This is a genomic window from Streptomyces sp. IMTB 2501 (assembly GCF_001953885.1).
In the GTDB taxonomy this organism is placed as follows: domain Bacteria; phylum Actinomycetota; class Actinomycetes; order Streptomycetales; family Streptomycetaceae; genus Streptomyces.
Window position 1 is genome coordinate 233,572 of the sequence record NZ_MQUS01000002.1, and the last position, 16,045, is coordinate 249,616.

The 16,045-nt window shown below is 71.1% G+C and carries 17 protein-coding genes and 1 pseudogene; 14 read left to right on the forward strand and 4 right to left on the reverse strand.

Annotation, left to right across the window (positions count from 1 at the left end; genetic code table 11):
• Nucleotides 1-32: 32 nt before the first annotated feature.
• From AV521_RS05275 to pqqB, 7 genes are all read left to right on the forward strand, one after another.
• Entirely contained in the window at nucleotides 33-1,547 is a 1,515-nt protein-coding gene (locus AV521_RS05275) for a cytosine permease (RefSeq protein WP_076084096.1), read from the forward strand.
• Nucleotides 1,544-2,095 carry a cysteine hydrolase family protein gene (locus AV521_RS05280; RefSeq protein WP_076084099.1) on the forward strand — a complete coding sequence of 184 codons (552 nt, stop codon included), beginning with the start codon at nucleotides 1,544-1,546 and terminating at the stop codon, nucleotides 2,093-2,095. The genes AV521_RS05275 and AV521_RS05280 overlap by 4 nt, the downstream gene beginning before the upstream one ends.
• Nucleotides 2,092-2,799, forward strand: a complete 708-nt coding sequence (locus AV521_RS05285) for a GntR family transcriptional regulator (RefSeq protein WP_076084102.1) — start codon at nucleotides 2,092-2,094, stop codon at nucleotides 2,797-2,799. Before AV521_RS05280 ends, AV521_RS05285 begins: the two co-directional genes overlap by 4 nt.
• 193 nt (nucleotides 2,800-2,992) lie before the next feature.
• On the forward strand, nucleotides 2,993-3,424 hold the full coding sequence (locus AV521_RS05290) for a hypothetical protein (RefSeq protein WP_076084105.1): 432 nt from the start codon (nucleotides 2,993-2,995) through the stop codon (nucleotides 3,422-3,424).
• Between the two features lie 249 nt (nucleotides 3,425-3,673).
• Nucleotides 3,674-4,072, forward strand: a complete 399-nt coding sequence (locus AV521_RS05295; RefSeq protein WP_076084108.1) for an SseB family protein — start codon at nucleotides 3,674-3,676, stop codon at nucleotides 4,070-4,072.
• A 120-nt stretch (nucleotides 4,073-4,192) separates the two neighbouring features.
• A complete protein-coding gene (locus tag AV521_RS05300; RefSeq protein WP_076084111.1) occupies nucleotides 4,193-5,305 on the forward strand; it encodes a hypothetical protein in 1,113 nt (370 codons plus the stop codon).
• An 84-nt stretch (nucleotides 5,306-5,389) separates the two neighbouring features.
• A complete protein-coding gene (gene pqqB, locus AV521_RS05305) occupies nucleotides 5,390-6,286 on the forward strand; it encodes a pyrroloquinoline quinone biosynthesis protein PqqB (RefSeq protein WP_256725441.1) in 897 nt (298 codons plus the stop codon).
• A 35-nt stretch (nucleotides 6,287-6,321) separates the two neighbouring features.
• Here pqqB and AV521_RS05310 read toward each other — a convergent pair whose 3' ends face one another.
• The 4 genes from AV521_RS05310 to AV521_RS05330 all read right to left on the reverse strand — a co-directional run bounded on the left by AV521_RS05310 (nucleotide 6,322) and on the right by AV521_RS05330 (nucleotide 9,503).
• The gene (locus AV521_RS05310) at nucleotides 6,322-6,720 is read right to left on the reverse strand and encodes a MarR family winged helix-turn-helix transcriptional regulator (protein WP_076084114.1); all 399 of its coding nucleotides are present in this window, start codon (nucleotides 6,718-6,720) and stop codon (nucleotides 6,322-6,324) included.
• Nucleotides 6,721-6,814: 94 nt separating this feature from the next.
• Nucleotides 6,815-7,165: a VOC family protein gene (locus AV521_RS05315; RefSeq protein WP_076084117.1), complete on the reverse strand. Its 351-nt coding sequence runs from the start codon at nucleotides 7,163-7,165 to the stop codon at nucleotides 6,815-6,817.
• 494 nt (nucleotides 7,166-7,659) lie between these two features.
• Entirely contained in the window at nucleotides 7,660-8,691 is a 1,032-nt protein-coding gene (locus tag AV521_RS05325; protein WP_076084120.1) for a LacI family DNA-binding transcriptional regulator, read from the reverse strand.
• The gene (locus AV521_RS05330; RefSeq protein ID WP_076084727.1) at nucleotides 8,688-9,503 is read right to left on the reverse strand and encodes a carbohydrate ABC transporter permease; all 816 of its coding nucleotides are present in this window, start codon (nucleotides 9,501-9,503) and stop codon (nucleotides 8,688-8,690) included. Before AV521_RS05330 ends, AV521_RS05325 begins: the two co-directional genes overlap by 4 nt.
• On the opposite strand from AV521_RS05330, the gene AV521_RS05335 reads away from it, so the two are divergent.
• The 7 genes and pseudogenes from AV521_RS05335 to crcB all read left to right on the forward strand — a co-directional run bounded on the left by AV521_RS05335 (nucleotide 9,414) and on the right by crcB (nucleotide 15,982).
• Nucleotides 9,414-11,438, forward strand: coding sequence for a beta-galactosidase (locus tag AV521_RS05335; protein WP_079249138.1), 2,025 nt, complete (start codon nucleotides 9,414-9,416; stop codon nucleotides 11,436-11,438). The genes AV521_RS05330 and AV521_RS05335 overlap by 90 nt on opposite strands.
• A gap of 109 nt (nucleotides 11,439-11,547) precedes the next feature.
• Nucleotides 11,548-13,111: pseudogene (locus tag AV521_RS05340) on the forward strand (glycosyl hydrolase 53 family protein).
• A 189-nt stretch (nucleotides 13,112-13,300) separates the two neighbouring features.
• Entirely contained in the window at nucleotides 13,301-13,588 is a 288-nt protein-coding gene (locus tag AV521_RS05345; RefSeq protein ID WP_076084126.1) for an ArsR family transcriptional regulator, read from the forward strand.
• 123 nt (nucleotides 13,589-13,711) lie between these two features.
• Nucleotides 13,712-14,683, forward strand: a complete 972-nt coding sequence (locus AV521_RS05350; protein ID WP_076084129.1) for an SMP-30/gluconolactonase/LRE family protein — start codon at nucleotides 13,712-13,714, stop codon at nucleotides 14,681-14,683.
• A gap of 89 nt (nucleotides 14,684-14,772) precedes the next feature.
• Nucleotides 14,773-15,234, forward strand: coding sequence for a CrcB family protein (locus AV521_RS05355; RefSeq protein WP_076084132.1), 462 nt, complete (start codon nucleotides 14,773-14,775; stop codon nucleotides 15,232-15,234).
• Complete coding sequence (locus tag AV521_RS05360; protein ID WP_076084135.1) at nucleotides 15,231-15,611, forward strand: DUF190 domain-containing protein; 381 nt, start codon at nucleotides 15,231-15,233, stop codon at nucleotides 15,609-15,611. The genes AV521_RS05355 and AV521_RS05360 overlap by 4 nt, the downstream gene beginning before the upstream one ends.
• Nucleotides 15,608-15,982, forward strand: coding sequence for a fluoride efflux transporter CrcB (gene crcB / locus AV521_RS05365; RefSeq protein WP_076084138.1), 375 nt, complete (start codon nucleotides 15,608-15,610; stop codon nucleotides 15,980-15,982). Before AV521_RS05360 ends, crcB begins: the two co-directional genes overlap by 4 nt.
• Nucleotides 15,983-16,045: the final 63 nt, after the last annotated feature.

The window sequence follows — 16,045 nt, forward strand, 5'->3', positions numbered from 1 at the left end:
ACGTCTAGACAGGTAAGGCAGGTGGCTCGGCGATGAGGCAACCGCAGGATCCCGCCGGCGGTACCGACGGCAGATCCACCGGCCGCCCGATGCAGGTGGAGACGCACGGACTCGATGTGATCGGGGACGCGGAGCGCAAGGGCTCGCCGCGCACGCTGTTCTGGCCCTGGTTCGGGGCCAACGTCTCCGTCCTCGGCCTGAGTTACGGAGCCTTCGCGTTCGGCTTCGGCATCTCCTTCTGGCAGGCCCTCGCCGCCGGCGTGCTCGGCATCGTCGTGTCGTTCCTGCTCTGCGGGTTCATCGCGGTCGCCGGCAAGCGCGGCTCGGCACCTACGATGGTGCTGAGCCGGGCGGCGTACGGGGTGCGCGGCAACCGGCTGCCGTCCGTGATCTCCTGGATGCTCACCGTCGGCTGGGAGACCGTCCTCACCGCGCTCGCCACGATGGCCACCGCCACCGTCTTCGGCCGCCTCGGCTGGGGCGGCGGCACCGGGACCAAGGTGGTCGCCCTGATGGTCGTGGCCGCGCTGACCGTCGTCGGCGGCGTCATGGGATTCGACCTCATCATGCGGCTGCAGACGGCCATCACCGTGATCACGGGCGTCCTCACCGCCGTCTACGTCGCCCTCGTCGCCGACCACATCCACTGGGCCACCGTCAGCGCCCTCCCGGCCGGATCCGCGCAGGAGTTCATCGGCGCCCTGGTGTTCATGATGACCGGCTTCGGCCTCGGCTGGGTCAACGCCGCCGCCGACTACTCCCGCTATCTGCCCCGGAGTTCGTCCAGCCGGGGCGTGATCGGCTGGACCACCTTCGGCGCCTGTGCGGCCCCGCTGCTCCTGCTGGTCTTCGGCCTGCTGCTGGCCGGTTCCTCGGGGACGCTGAGCAAGGCCATCGCGGCCGACCCGATCGGCGCGCTCACCACCATCCTGCCCACCTGGTTCCTGGTGCCGTTCGCCGTGGTCGCCGTCCTCGGCCTGGTCGGCGGCGCCGTCCTCGACATCTACTCCTCCGGCCTGGCCCTGCTCTCGGCCGGCCTGCCGGTCCCGCGCTATCTGGCCGCCCTCGTCGACGGCGTCCTGATGATCGCCGGCTCGGTCTACATCGTGTTCTTCGCCGGCGACTTCCTCGCCCAGTTCATGGGCTTCCTCACCACGCTCGGCGTCCCCATCGGCGCCTGGTGCGGCATCATGCTCGCCGACGTCGCCCTGCGCCGCCGCGACTACGACGAGGGCGACCTCTACCGCCCGCAGGGCCGCTACGGCGACATCCCGCTGCCGCCGCTGCTCCTCACCCTCGCCGCCACGGCCGTCGGCTGGGGCCTGGTCACCAACACCGCCGCCGGCTGGCTCACCTGGCAGGGCTACCTCCTCGGCCCGCTCGGCCTCGGCGGCAAGACCGGCGCCTGGGCCTACGCCAACCTCGGCGTCCTGGTCGCGCTGGCCCTCGCCTTCCTCGGCACCCTGCTGACGGGCCGCGGCCGGGTCCGCGCGCAGGAGGCGCGGGAACCGAGCCCGGTGGCCGACGAGGAGGTGCTGAACCCATGACCGCCGGACACCTCACCGTCATCGACATGCAGCGCGTCTTCGCCGACCCGGCGAGCCCCTGGGCCACCCCCCGGTACGCCGAGGCGGCGGCCGGCGTACACAGCCTGCTGCCGGCCTTCGCCGACCGTGTCACCTTCACCCGCTTCCTCGCCCCCGGGAACCCGACCGGAGCCTGGCGCGCCTACTACGACCGCTGGCCCTTCGCCCTGCAGCCCCCGGACGCCGAACTCTGGTACCTCTCCGACGAGTTCGCCGATCACGCCGTGCACATCGTGGCCGCCACCACCTTCGGCAAGTGGACCCCGGAACTCGCCGAACGCGTCGCCCCGGACGGCCGTCTGGTCCTGGCCGGGGTCAGCACCGACTGCTGTGTGCTCTCCACCGCCCTGGCCGCCGCCGACGCCGGCACCGAGGTGCTGGTGGTCGCGGACGCCTGCGCGGGTGTGGACGACGACTCCCATCTCAAGGCCCTGCAGATCATGGAGCTGTACCGCCCGCTCGTCCGCGTGACCACAGTCGACGACCTGCTCGCGGAGCCCGGACCATGACCGGCGTCCCGCTCAAGCACCAGCGGATCAGCCGGATCCTCGCCCGGGAGATCCGCGCCGGCCACTACCCGGCCGACGGGCGGCTGCCCGGCGAACACGCCTTGGCCCAGCGGTTCTGCGTCAGCCGTACGACCATCCGCGCGGCCCTCGCCGAACTCACCGAGGAGGGCCTGATCACCACCCGCACCGGCAAGGGCTCCTACATCCGCTTCGACGGCCGCCCCCCGGACGACCGGCTCGGCTGGGCCCGCCCCCGGGTCGCGCACGGCGCGGGCACCACCGTACGGACCCTCGCCGTACGCGAGGCCCGGGACGGCGCCCTGGCTGCCGAACTCGGTCTGGAAAAAGACGTGTTCGTGTGCGTGGAGCAGACCCGCGAGCTGGTCGCGGACGGCACGGTGGTGGCCTACGAACGCAGCCTTCTGCCACCGGTGCCCGGCATCCGCGAACTGCCCGCGCACGGCCTCGGCCAGGACTCGCTCACCGAACTGCTGCGGAGCGCCGGGCTCCGGCCCGACCACGGTGACCAGCGAGTCTCCGGGCATCCGGTAGACGCCCACGAGGCGGAGCTGCTGCGGCGCGCGCCGGGCGACTGGTTCCTGCAGACGCACCGGACCACCCGGGCGGCCGACGACTCCTTCGTCGAGCACACCGTCGCCCTCCTCGACCCGGCCCACTTCGAACTGACCCTCACCTTCGGCTGACCCGCCGAATGGACGCATTCCCCTTCAACTGCACTGACTGCCAACTGATTTGTGCACCCTGTGCTAACGGCCTCGCTCCTCTCGCCGAGGAGACTGGACTCACGCTTCGATTGCGGCGCCCACACGGGCGATAGACGCAATCAGGCCTCGACGGGAGAGGCGTGAAGTGCAATTGTCAAGAGAAGGGAAACAAGTGGCACTGCGAACCCGGCTTGCCGGACTGATCGGATCGGGGGCCCTCCTCGCCGGCGCCCTCGTCGGCGTCGGATCGACTCCGGCCTCGGCGGCAGGGGTGACGTTCGGCTTCAATCCCTATCCCGACGGCGGCGGCCGGATCTACGCGCAGGAGGACGGCAACTACCTCGGCGATGTCACCTGGTACGCCGACGGCGACGCCACGCATGCGGAGGACACGCTGTGCGCATTGGACGCGTGGCCGGACGGACGGTATGTGAGGGGGTATGCCTCCTTCGTCCGGACCGTCGACACCAGCGGGCTCACCTCCCCCAGCACTCGCTGCCAGGGCGGAGACATGAACAAGGGGCAGAAGTTCACACTTCAGATGTGTCTGGTGGCGGTGGGCTCCACGCCGGTGTGCTCCGAGGAGTACGACGTCACCACCTGACCTGAACGACGGCACACATATGGCCCCGCACCTGGTTCGAGGGTGCGGGGCCGCACCAGGGCCCGCCCGCACGGGCCCGTGGCCGATTTTCACCGTTCCCGGCCGTCACACGGGCCGGACCACCACCGGATCTCCCGCAGGTCCGCACGCATGTCCCGCGGCCCACCGGGTACGCGAGCCGGGAGCACGCCCGGGGCGCGGATCCGCCCCCGGGTGGCCCGTACGACCGCCGCTACCTGGGGATCTGCCATGGAGACATCCGCACACGACGACCTGCCGACGCCGGCCCAGCAGGCGCTGGACGCGCTGGCCGTGAACGCCGAGGACCAGGCCGCGCTGGACGTCCTCGCCCACAGTGACGTGCTCGTCCCCGTGCCGGACGACGCGGTCGACGGGGAGGGCTCCGACGCCACGTCCGTGGCCCTGCCCGTCCTCGAACAGCCCGGCGGCGAGCCGGTCGTCCCCGTGTTCACCACGGAGGGCGAGATGGTCGAGTTGCTGCCGTTCATCTCCCGCTACCGCCTGATACCCCTGGGCGCCCTCGCCTCCCAATGGCCCGACGAGGACCTCTCCCTGGCCATCGACGGCAACTCCACCCACGCTTTGACGCTCACGTCACAGGGGGTGCGTACTCTGCTGGCGCGGTGACGCGCACCCCAAAGGCGCGCGGGGCTGTACCGGTGCGGCTCCGCCGCGTGGGCGGGAACGGCCCCAACGCACCCGCGCACACATCTGATCACCGACCCCCGCGGGCGCAAAAATAGGGCCATGGAATACATCTCCGGCGCAGCCGGGGCCCTGGTCCTCATCCTGGTCCTCAGCAGCATCCTCCGCACGCTCGTGGTACCCAGAGGCCTCTACTCCGCGCTGGTGTTCCGCCTGTGGTGGACCCTGCGCAGACTCCTGCGCCTCACAGCCCTCCGCGGCGGCTACGACGCGATGGACCGCGCCCAGACCTGGCTCGCCCCGCTGATGCTCGTCGGCATGCTCGCCAGCTGGCTCGCCGGTGCCCTGCTCGGCTTCGGGCTCCTGCTGTACTCGCTGTCCCCGCTGTCCTGGACCATCGCGTTCCGGGAGGCGGGGTCCAGCCTGTTCACACTCGGTTTCGCCAGCGGAGCCCGGCTGAAACTGTCGGTGCTCGACTTCGTCGCCGCGGCCACCGGCCCGGTCCTGATCGCCCTGCAGATCGCCTACCTGCCCACGCTGTACGCCGCCTACAACCGCCGCGAACTGGAGGTCACCCTGCTCCAGGCGCGGGCCGGCGAGCCCGCATGGGGACCGGAGATCCTCGCCCGGCAGTGGCTGGTCGACACCGAGACCGCGCTGCCGGCGCTGTACCGGGCCTGGGAGCGGCTCGCCTCGGACATGGGCGAGAGCCACTCGACGTACCCCGTCCTGCTGACCTTCCGCTCCCCGCGCCCGCACCGCAGCTGGCTGGTCGGGCTGGTCGCGGTGATGGACGCGGCGGCGATGCAGCTGGCCCTGGACCCGAGGCTCGCCCCGCCGGAGGCCCGGCTGGTGCTGCGGGCCGGCTTCACCGCCCTGCGCGACATCGCCCGCGCGCTGCGCATCCCCTTCGAGGCGGACCCGTCGCCGGACGCGACGATCCGGCTGTCCTTCGCCGAGTTCGACGCGGCTGCGGACATGCTGGAGTCGGCCGGGTTCCACGCCGAGCGGTCGCCGAAGGAGGCCTGGCCGCACTTCCAGGGCTGGCGGGTCAACTACGAAGCGATCGCCTACGAGCTGTGCCGCCGCTGCGACGCCGTACCCGCGCTGTGGACCGGCCCCCGCGACTTCCCCGGCGGCCCGATCCCGCCCGCGCGCCCGGCGGACCGGCGGCCCGGCCAAGGACGGCCGGAACTGCCCCCCGCCGCCGGGTAGTCCCCGGCCCCTGGCGGGAAGATCCCAGCGAAGGACAGGTCCACCACTGGTCCAAGACAGGTCCGGACGCGTGCGAAGGAGCCGATGGTCGTGAGGGTCGTCCTGCTGGGTACCGCCGCCGGGGGCGGCTTCCCGCAGTGGAACTGCGCCTGCTCGCTGTGCACGGCCGCCCGGGACGGCAAGCTGCCATCCCGCACGCAGGAGTGCGCCGCCGTCACCGGCAACGGCCGCGACTGGTGGCTGCTGAACGCCTCGCCCGATCTGCGCACCCAGCTCGCCGCCACCCCGGCGCTGTGGCCGGGCCCCGGACCCCGGGACACCCCGCTGCGCGGTGTCCTGCTCACCGACGCCGAGGCGGACCACGTCACCGGCCTGGCCGAGCTGCGCGGAGCGGCGGGCCTGAAGGTCTACGCCGCCCCGCCCGTCCGCGCCGTCCTGGGCCCGGCCCGCGCCGCCCTGGACCGCTACGCCCCCTGGGAGTGGGTGGACAGCCTGGCCCACGGCGGATTCGTGCTGGCCGGGGGACTGGTGGTCACGGCCCATCCGGTGGGCGTGAAGATCCCCAAGTACGTGCCGACGCAAGTGCCCGGGCCCGCCGGCCCGTGGGTGACGGCGTACCGCGTGGAGGACCTGGCCAGCGGGGGAGCGCTGGTGTACGCGCCCTGCGTGGGCGCCTGGAGCCCGGCGCTGGACGAGCTGTGCGCCGAGGCCGACTGCGTGCTGCTGGACGGCACCTTCTTCGCGGCCGACGAGATGGGTACGACGGTGCGGTCCGGCGCCGGACAGGCCGCCATGGGGCATGTGCCGGTCACGGGCCCGGACGGCACCCTCGCGGCCCTGGCCCGCCACCCGGGCGCACGCCGCATCTACACCCACCTCAACAACACGAACCCGCTGCTCGACCCGGAGTCACCGGCACGCGCGCGTATCGCCGAGGAGGGCATCGAGGTCCTCCCCGACGGGGCCGGGCTGCTGCTCTGACGTCCTGCCGGGCCTGTGCGGTTCCTGCCCGGTCTCTAACGTTCCTGTCCGGTGAGCATGCGCTCCAGCACGGCGCGCTGCAGCGGCTGCACCTCGGCGTGCAGCGCGCGGCCCCTGGGAGTGAGGGCCACCCACACCCCGCGCCGGTCCTCGGCGCACACCGAGCGCTCCACCAGACCGTCCTTCTCCAGCCGGCCGATCAGCCGGGACAGTGCGCTCTGGCTGAGATGGACCCGGCCGACCAGATTCTGCACCCGGCACTGGTCGCCCTCCGCAGGCGACTCGGTGGCCAGGATGTCCAGCACCTCGAAGTCGCTGGCGCCCAGCCCGTACGGGTGCAGGGCCCGGTCGATCTCGCACATCGTGTGCGCGTGCACGGCGAGGATGTCCCGCCATCGTTCCTCGAGCCGGGCGTCGGCCGTCTTGACTGCCATACCCGCACCGTAGCACTGATCCGGCCAATCGTTGAGTGTGCAACTAGTGCAGATGCAAGCGGATGACAAGAGGGCGCAGACAAGGGGCCGGCGTTCAGGCGACCGGGTCCTGGAGCAGGCCGATCAGGTTGCCGTCGGGGTCCTTCACCGAGGCGATCAGCCGGCCGTTGCCGACGTCCCGCACGTCCTGGACGATCTCGGCGCCCGCCTGCAGCAGGGCCGCGAGCCGCTCCCGGAGATCAGTGACGTGCCAGAACGGCACCGGCCCGGTCAGGCCCTGGGCATGCCCGTTCGGGTCGAGGCCGACGTCCTGTCCCTCGGCCTTGAAGCCGACGTAGTAGGGCTGGTCGGCGTACGGCTCGACGCCGAGCAGGGCGGTGAACAGAGCCTTGGCACGGTCCTTGTCCTTGACGGGGTAGATGATCGTCTGCACGCCTGCGCTCATGAAACTCACTCCTCGTGGTGCGTGGCCCGATGGGTCTTCCGTCGGTGCACTTCACGCTAGGTCCGGGGAGGCCGCTCCGGCTTCTTCGATCCTGACCGGTTGCGGGCTCCCGCGCTCCTACTCGTTGTGCAGCACCTCCGCGACGGTCCGGCGCGTGCCAGACGTCTGTCATGTACGACACCGTCATCACCGTCACGTTGCGCGGGGTCATACCGATCGACTTCAGCATGCCGAGGTCGCGGCGCCGGTCGTCGACCGGACGGCAGACGGAGCTTCTTGCCCATGTCGTCGCCGGTCCAGTCGGACTGGCGGTTGAGGACCATCTCGCCGGGCCGGGAAACCGGGCCTACGCGACGGCGCCCAGGCGGTGGTGCCGGCGTATGAGACGGGTCTGGTCGCACCCCGTAGGGGCGCGGGGAACTGCGCGATCAGCCACGCAGCCGCCGCAGACGCCTGACGGCCTTTCCCGGCACACCCGGGCGCGCTCCGGCGGCTCACGCCGAATCGCGCCGCACCAACTCCGTAGGCAAGATCACCGCAGCCGGTTCCTCGCCGCCGATCTGCGCGAGCAGCACCCGCACCATCTCGTTGCTGATCCGGTCCCAAGGCTGCCGGATCGTGGTCAGCTCCGGGGTCACGGCCGTGGCCGCAGGGGAGTCGTCGAAACCGCCGACAGCGATGTCATCCGGCACCCCCTTCCCGGCCCGGTGCAGCGCCGCCAGCACGCCCTGCGCCATCAGGTCGGAGGCGACGAACACCGCGTCCATGTCCGGGGCCTGCGCCAGCAGCCGCTCCGCACCCGCCTCACCACTGGCCCGGCTGTAGTCGCCGGAGACGATCAGGCTCTCGTCGACCCCGATGCCGGCCTCGGCCAGCACCTCCCTGTACCCGGCGAGCCGCTCCACACCACCAGGGGTGTCCGGCGGACCGGTGACCACACCGATGCGGCGCCGGCCCAGTGACAGCAGATGGCGGACCATGTCCCGGGCGCCGTCCCGGTCGTCGGCGGCCACGTAATTCACCTTCGAGCCGAGCCCGATGGGCTTGCCGCAGGCGACGAGCGGCACCCCCGCATCCCGCAGCTCCTCGGCGACCGGATCGCCGGAGTGGCTGGAGACCAGCAGCACCCCGTCGACGTGCCCGGCGGTGATGTACCGGGTGATACGCCGCCGTTCGTCCTCGGTGCCCGCCAGCATCAGCAACAGCGGGATGTCGTGCGCGGCCAGCGCCTGGGTGCAACCGCGCAGCAGCACATTGAAGTTGGGGTCCTCGAAGAACCGCTCCTGCGGCTCTGTCAGCAGGAAGCCGACCGAGTCCGAGCGTCCGGTGATCAGTGAGCGGGCGTGCCGGTTGACGACGTACCCGGTCTTGCGGATGGCGGCGTTGACCGCCTCCTGCGCGGCGGGACTGACGTAGTGCCCGCCGTTGAGCACACGTGAGACGGTGCCGCGCGAGACGCCTGCCTCGCGCGCCACGTCGTGGATCGTCGGCGGTCTGCGCCGGCCCCCCGAATTGCTCATGGTCATGACTTTACGGCCCCGGAGAGGAGATCGAGGCTCCAGAAGCGCTGGATGATCAGGAACAGCGCGATCAGCGGGAGGACCGCGAGGAACGCGCCCGTGATCACCAGCGTGTACAGCGCCGGGGTGTTGGATCCCTGCTCCAGCAGCGTGTACAGACCGAGCGTGAGCGGGAACTTCTCGTCGTCGCTGAGCATGATGTACGGCAGCAGGAAGTTGTTCCACACGGCAACGAACTGGAACAGGAACACCGTGACCATGCCGGGGATCATCATCGGCAGCGCGATCCGGGTGAAGATCCGCCACTCGCTCGCCCCGTCCATCCGCCCGGCCTCCACCACATCGGCGGGGACGGCGGCGGCCGCGTAGATCCGGGACAGATAGACGCCGTACGGGGACAGGATCTGCGGCAGCAGCACGGACAGGTAGGAGTCCGTCATGTCCGCCTTCGCCAGCAGCAGGTACTGCGGGATGGCGAGGATCACCGGCGGCATCAGCACGCCCGCGAGCAGGACGTTGAACATCGTCTCGCGGCCCTTGAAGCGGTAGGTCGCGAGCGCGTAGCCGCTGAACGCCGAGACGGCCGTGGACAGCAGCGCGCCGAGACCGGAGTACAGGGCGGAGTTGCCCATCCACTTCCAGTAGATGCCGCCCCGGTAGGCGGTCAACTGACTGATGTTGTCGGTGAACCCGGTGCCCGGCAGGAAGGTGAAGGTGGAGAACAGCTCGTGGCCGGACTTGGTGGACGCGATCACCACCCAGGCGACCGGCAGCAGCGTGTAGACCGCGCCGAGCAGTGGCCGGAAAGCGTCTGGCAGGAGGACGTCCGGCTGATGCGCGAGGCCGGCGTCACGATGGTGAGCATCGGGATCTTCTCCTGGGCGCTGCTGGAACGGGCGCCGGGGAAGTACGACTTCGGCTGGCTGGACCGGGTCATCGCCCTGCTGCACGAGAACCGCATCCGCGTCGACCTCGGCACCCCCACCGTGGCGCCGCCCGCCTGGTTCTACCGCGCGCACCCCGACGCACTGCCGGTGACCGCCGGGGGCTTGCGCTATGAGTTCGGCTCGCGCGGCGCGATCTGCCACAGCAACACCGCCTACCGCGCTGCCGCCACGGCCATCACCACCCAGCTCGCCGAGCGCTACGGCGCCCACCCCGCGCTCGCCCTGTGGCACGTGCACAACGAGTACGGCGTCCCGGTCTCGGCCTGTTACTGCGACTCCTGCGCCGCCCACTTCCGCCGCTGGCTCGCCGAGACCTACGGCACCGTCGACGCGGTCAACGAGGCCTGGGGCACGGCCTTCTGGGGCCAGCACTACACGAGCCTGGACCAGATCAACCCGCCCCGGGCCACCCCGACCGTCGGCAACCCGGGCCAGACCCTGGACTACCGGCGGTTCACCGATGCCACCATCCGCGACAACTTCCGCGCCGAACGCGACATCCTGCACCGCCTCTCCCCGGGCGTCCCGGTGACCACCAACTTCATGACCGCGCTCAGCCAGTGCGACTCCATGGACTACTGGGCCTGGGGCCGCGAGGTCGACGTCGTCACCAACGACCACTACCTGATCACCGACGGCCGCCGTACCCACGTCAACCTCGCGATGGCCGCCGACCTCACGCGCTCGGTCGCGGGCGGCGCCCCCTGGCTGCTGCTGGAGCACTCCACCTCGGGCGTCAACTGGCAGCCCCGCAATCCCGCCAAGGCGCCAGGCCAGATGGCCCGCAACTCCCTGGCGCATGTGGCGCGCGGCTCCGAGGGCGCGATGTTCTTCCAGTGGCGTCAGTCCCGGCACGGCGCCGAGAAGTTCCACTCGGCGATGCTGCCGCACGGCGGCACCGACACGCGCGTGTGGCGCGACGTGGTCGAACTAGGCGCGTCCGTCGACTCGTTGAGCAGCATCCGCGGCACCCGCACCGAGGCCGACGTGGCCATGCTGTGGGACTGGCAGTCCTGGTGGGCGCAGAACCTCGCCTGGCGCCCCAGCGAGGACCACGACCCGCGCGAGCGCGCCGACGCCTTCTACGAGGCCTTGTACGACCGCCACCTCACGGTCGACTTCGCCCACCCGGAAGCCGACTTGTCGGCCTATCCCCTTGTCGTCGTACCAGCGCTGTACCTGATGACGGAGGCAGCCGGGAACAACCTCCGGGAGTACGTCGAGAGCGGCGGCACGCTCGTGGTGTCGTACTTCTCCGGCATCGTCGACGAGCACGACGCCGTGCACGAGGGCGCCTACCCGGGTGCGCTGCGCGACGTCCTCGGGCTGACCGTGGAGGAGTTCTCGCCACTGCTGAAGGGTGAGCGGGTGCGGCTGGCCGGGCCCGACGGCTCCGAGCTGACCGGTCACGTGTGGACCGAGTTCGTGGTGCCGCGCGACGCCGACACCGTGTGGACGTACGCCGACGGGCTCACCGCGGGCCGTCCGGCCGTCACCCGGCACCGGCGCGGCCGGGGCACCGCCTGGTACGTCTCCACCCGCCTCGACGCCCAGGGCCTCGACGCGCTGATCGGCTGGGCGGCCGACGACGCCGGGATCGCCCCGCGCGCCGACCTGCCCCGTGATGTCGAAGTGGTGCGCCGCAGCGGCGAGTCCGGGACCTACCTCTTCGCGATCAACCACACCGCCGGCGACACCAAGGTGCCGCTGGACACGCCCGGCACCGAGCTGCTGACGGGCGAACGCGCCGCGGGCCGCCTTCCGGTCCCCGCGGGAGCCGTCCGGGTCGTACGACTCGACGGCTGAGCCGGCTCCCCTCCGTCCGCGTGTGCCACGAGAGCCGCGGGCGGAGGGGTTCTCCTCCAGCCCCACTGGAGGACACCCCTCCCCGTTCACGTCGAAGGGACGACGGACGATGAAGTTCCATCCCAGACGCACCATCAGGGTCCTGCTGCTGCCGCTCGCCGCCGGGCTCGCCCTCACCGCCCTGCCCGCCCAGACCGCCTCCGCCGCGAGCACCGTCACCAACGGCGGCTTCGAGTCCGACGGCACCGGCACCGCCACCCCCAGCGGCTGGTCCGAGTACGGCGACACCGGCGCCTCGTACACCGAGTCCGGTGGCCGCAGCGGGGGTTAACGTCTCACCCAGTACTCGGCGTCCGCCTACAAGGTCGAGACGTACCAGTACCTGTCGGGCCTGACCAACGGCAACTACACGTTGACCGCGTGGGTCCGCTCCAGTGGCGGGCAGAACGCCGCCTACATGGCGCTCAAGAATTGCGGGAGTGCGGAGCAGCGCACCGATCTGCCCATATCGTCCAGTGGGTGGATCCGTATCGTCACGCCGATCAAGGTGACGAACAACCAGTGCACCATCAGCATCAACAGTGACGCGAACGCCGGCAATTGGATCAATGTTGACGATGTGACCTTCACGTCCGGTACCACCGGTACGTCCATCCACGGCGCCGACATCTCCTCCCTCGCCAAGAGCGAGGCCAAGGGCGGTGTCTACAAGGCGAGTTCGGGCACCACCGGCGACGCGCTCGCCATCCTGAAGTCGTATGGCATGAACTACGCCCGCCTGAAGGTCTGGGTGAACCCCGCCGACGGCTTCAACGACAAGGCGCACGTCCTCGCGATGGCCAAGCGCGTCAAGGCACAGGGCATGAAGCTCCTGGTCGACTTCCACTACTCGGACACCTGGGCCGACCCCGGGGCCCAGACCAAACCGGGCCGCATGGGTGGGCCATACATACAGTCAACTCAAGACAGACGTGTACAACCACACGTACGACGTGTTGAACGCCTTGAAGGCTCAAGGCACCACCGCCGACATGGTCCAGATCGGCAATGAGATCAATGCCGGCATCCTGTGGTCCGAGGGTTCGACGTCCAACTGGAGCCAGCTCGCCGGGCTCCTCAACTCCGGCTACGACGCGGCCAAGGCGGTCTCCTCCTCCACCGTGGTGGCGCTGCACCTGGCCAAGGGCGGTGACGACGCCGGCACCAAGTCCTGGTTGGACACCGCGGTGTCCAACGGCGTGAAGTTCGACGCGATCGGCCTGTCGTACTACGGCTACTGGCACGGTCCGCTGTCCGGCTTCCAGACCACGATCGACGACGCGGCCTCCCGCTACGGCAAGCCGGTGTTCGTCGCCGAGACGGCCTATCCCTTCACCCTGGCCAACAACGACTCGCTGGAGAACCAGATCGACACCACCGCCGAACTGGTCTCCGGCTACCCGGCGACCGTGGCCGGCCAGACCAAGTGGATGAACGACGTGGCGAGCATCGTCGAGGCCGTTCCGAACGGCCGCGGCCTCGGTGTCTTCTACTGGGAGGCGACCTGGACCGCCGTCACCGGCAACGGCTGGGATCCCACCGACGCCACCTCCGGCAACGGCTGGGAGAACCAGGCCCTGTTCGGCTACGACGACAAGGCGCTCTCCTCCATGACGTGGTTCAGCCACCGCTGAACCACCGGTGACGGGCCCGGCCGCGAGGGGCGGCCGGGCCTTCGCCGATTTTCCGGGGTCATATGCACACCCGTTGGTCGCACGGCCGTTCGGTACCGGACAACGGTCACCGAGTGCCGGACGTGACGGCGTCGCCCGGGCCAGAGTGGGAACACTGCGTACGAGGAGGTCAGGGACGGAGGCGGACGGATGATGGGAACCCCCTCGGGCCGGATGCGGCAGACGATTCTGGAATGGCTCAAGGACCCCGCGGACCACTTCCCGGCACCCGGTCGCCGCGATCCCGCCGAGACCGGAGTCACCGCGCGTGCCGTGGCCGCCAAGCTGGGCGTGCGCCACCGGACCGCCCGCGCCCACCTGGACTTCCTCGCCCGGCTCGGCGTGCTGCGCACCCACCGCCTGCGCTGCCGTACCTACTACCGGCGCGACGAGATCCGCATCGCCGAGGTGGCGCGCGTGTTCGAGAAGGGGTGGTGAGGAAAGCGCTGGTGAGCCGGGGTCGGACCGGGCGGAGCGGGGCAGGATGAAGGGAGGGAGAGGGCTCGGCCAACACCCGGCCGGCGGGCGGGAGAGGCCGACCGACGGCGAAGGGCACCGCGCATGGACCGACCCACGGCACTCGTCCCGCTCCACTACGTCTCCCTCGGCGCCCGCGGCCCCGAGGACGTGGTGGCCGACGCACACGGGCGTGTCCTGACCGGAGTGCAGGACGGCCGGATCCTGCGCCTCCACGGCCTCGGCGACCCGCGGACGGCCCGCGTGGAGGTGCTGGCGGAGACCGGCGGCCGTCCCCTCGGACTCGAACCGCTGCCGGACGGCGGTCTGCTGGTGTGCGACGCGGAACGCGGCCTGCTGCGCGTCGACCCCGGTCTCGGCCACGGCGGCGACGCCGTCCGCGTCCTCGCGGACTCGGCGGCGGGGGAGCGGCTCCGCTTCTGCAGCAACGTCGTAGCCCTGCCGGACGGCACCGTGTACTTCACGGTCTCCAGCCGCCGCTACCCGCTGGATCGGTGGATCGGCGACATCGTCGAACACAGCGGCACCGGACGGCTTCTGCGCCTTCCGTCCGGGGGCGGTGAACCCGAAGTCCTGCTGGACGGGCTGCAGTTCGCCAACGGGCTGGCGGCCGGCGGCGACGGCTCCTTCCTGGTGATCGCCGAGACCGGCGCCTGCCGTCTCACCCGCTTCCACCTCACCGGCCCGCACGCGGGCCACACCGACCTCTTCGCCACGCTGCCCGGTATGCCGGACAACCTCTGGCGCGAGGGCGCCGACGGGCCGATCTGGGTCGCGCTCGCCAGTCCGCGGGTGCCGCCGCTGGACCTCCTGCACCGCACTCCGCCCGCCGTGCGCGGCGCCGCCGCCCGGGCCGCCGTCCACGCGCCGTACCGCCCGAGCGGTTCGATCGGGGTGATGGCCCTCGACGACGCCGGCCGTACCCTCGGGCACCTCGTCCGCCGCCGCTCCGGCTTCCGCATGGTCACCGCCGTCTGCGCGAGCGGCGACCACCTCGTGCTCGGCAGCCTCCGGGAGCCCGGCGTCGCGGTCTGCGGGCGGCCCAGCGCCCGCTGACCCGGCGGTAGGCTGGTGCCCGGCCGTGATCACCCGGCGGGGCAGGCCGAGCACCCCCTTGGGCCCGGCCGAACAGGAGACGCAAGCGCATGACAGCTCCGGAAGCCGAGAGCCTCCGAGTCCGCCCCACGCCACCGCGGCGGTCCGAGTGGCGTACCCAGGCACCGGTCGTCGCGGTGGTCGCCCTCGGCGGCGCCTTGGGCGCCTGCACCCGCTACGGCCTCACCCTCGCCTGGCCCACGCCGCCCGGTGCCTTCCCCTGGGTGACCTTCTGGACCAACGTCGGCGGCTGCGCGGTGATCGGGGTCTTCATGGTGCTGATCACCGAGGTGTGGGCCGCCCACCGGCTCATACGGCCCTTCTTCGGGACGGGCGTCCTCGGCGGCTTCACTACGTTCTCCACCTACGCCGTCGACATCCGCAGGCTGGTCGACGCCGGCCGCCCCGGCCTCGGGCTCGGCTATCTCGCCGCGACGCTGTGCGCGGCCCTCGCCGCGGTGTGGCTCGCCTCGGTCGCCGCCCGCAGGGTGCTGATCAGGAGGCAACGATGACGTCACTCACCGGCCGTGCCCTCAGGCTGACCGTCTACATCGGCGAGGACGACACCTGGCACCACAAGCCCCTCTACTCCGAGATCGTGCACCGCGCACACGCGGCCGGACTCGCCGGGGCGAGCGTCTTCCGGGGCATCGAGGGCTTCGGCGCCTCCTCCCGCATCCACACCTCCCGCCTGCTGTCCCTGAGCGAGGACCTGCCCGTGGCCGTCGTCGTCGTGGACACCGAGGAGCGCGTGCGGGCATTCCTGCCGCAGCTCGACGAACTCGTCGACGAAGGGCTCGTGACGCTGGAGGAGTGCGAGGTCGTCCGGTACGTGGGACGCGCGGGCGGCCCGGGGGACACCCAACCGAAGGGTAAGAAGTCGTTGTGAACTGGCTGCTGGTGATCGCGGGAGCCGTGGTCGGCGCACCCCTGCGCTATCTCACCGACCGTGCCGTGCAGGCCCGTCATGACTCGGTCTTCCCCTGGGGCACCTTCGTGGTGAACGTCTCCGGCTGCCTGGTCCTCGGGCTGCTCACGGGCGCGGTATCCGCCGGGGCCGCCGGACCCCATCTGCAGCTCCTCATCGGCACGGGGCTGTGCGGCGCGCTGACGACGTATTCGACTTTTTCCTACGAGACGCTGCGGCTCACCGAGGCCGGCTCGGGCCTCTACGCTGCCGTGAACGTCGTCGCGAGCGTGCTGGCAGGGCTCGCCGCGGCCTTTGCCGGCGTCTCGCTCGCCGGAGTCCTGTGGGCCTAGCGCGGGCTCCATAGCACGGCAAAGCAAGGGCACAGCAAGTACTGTCCACAACACTGTCGACCC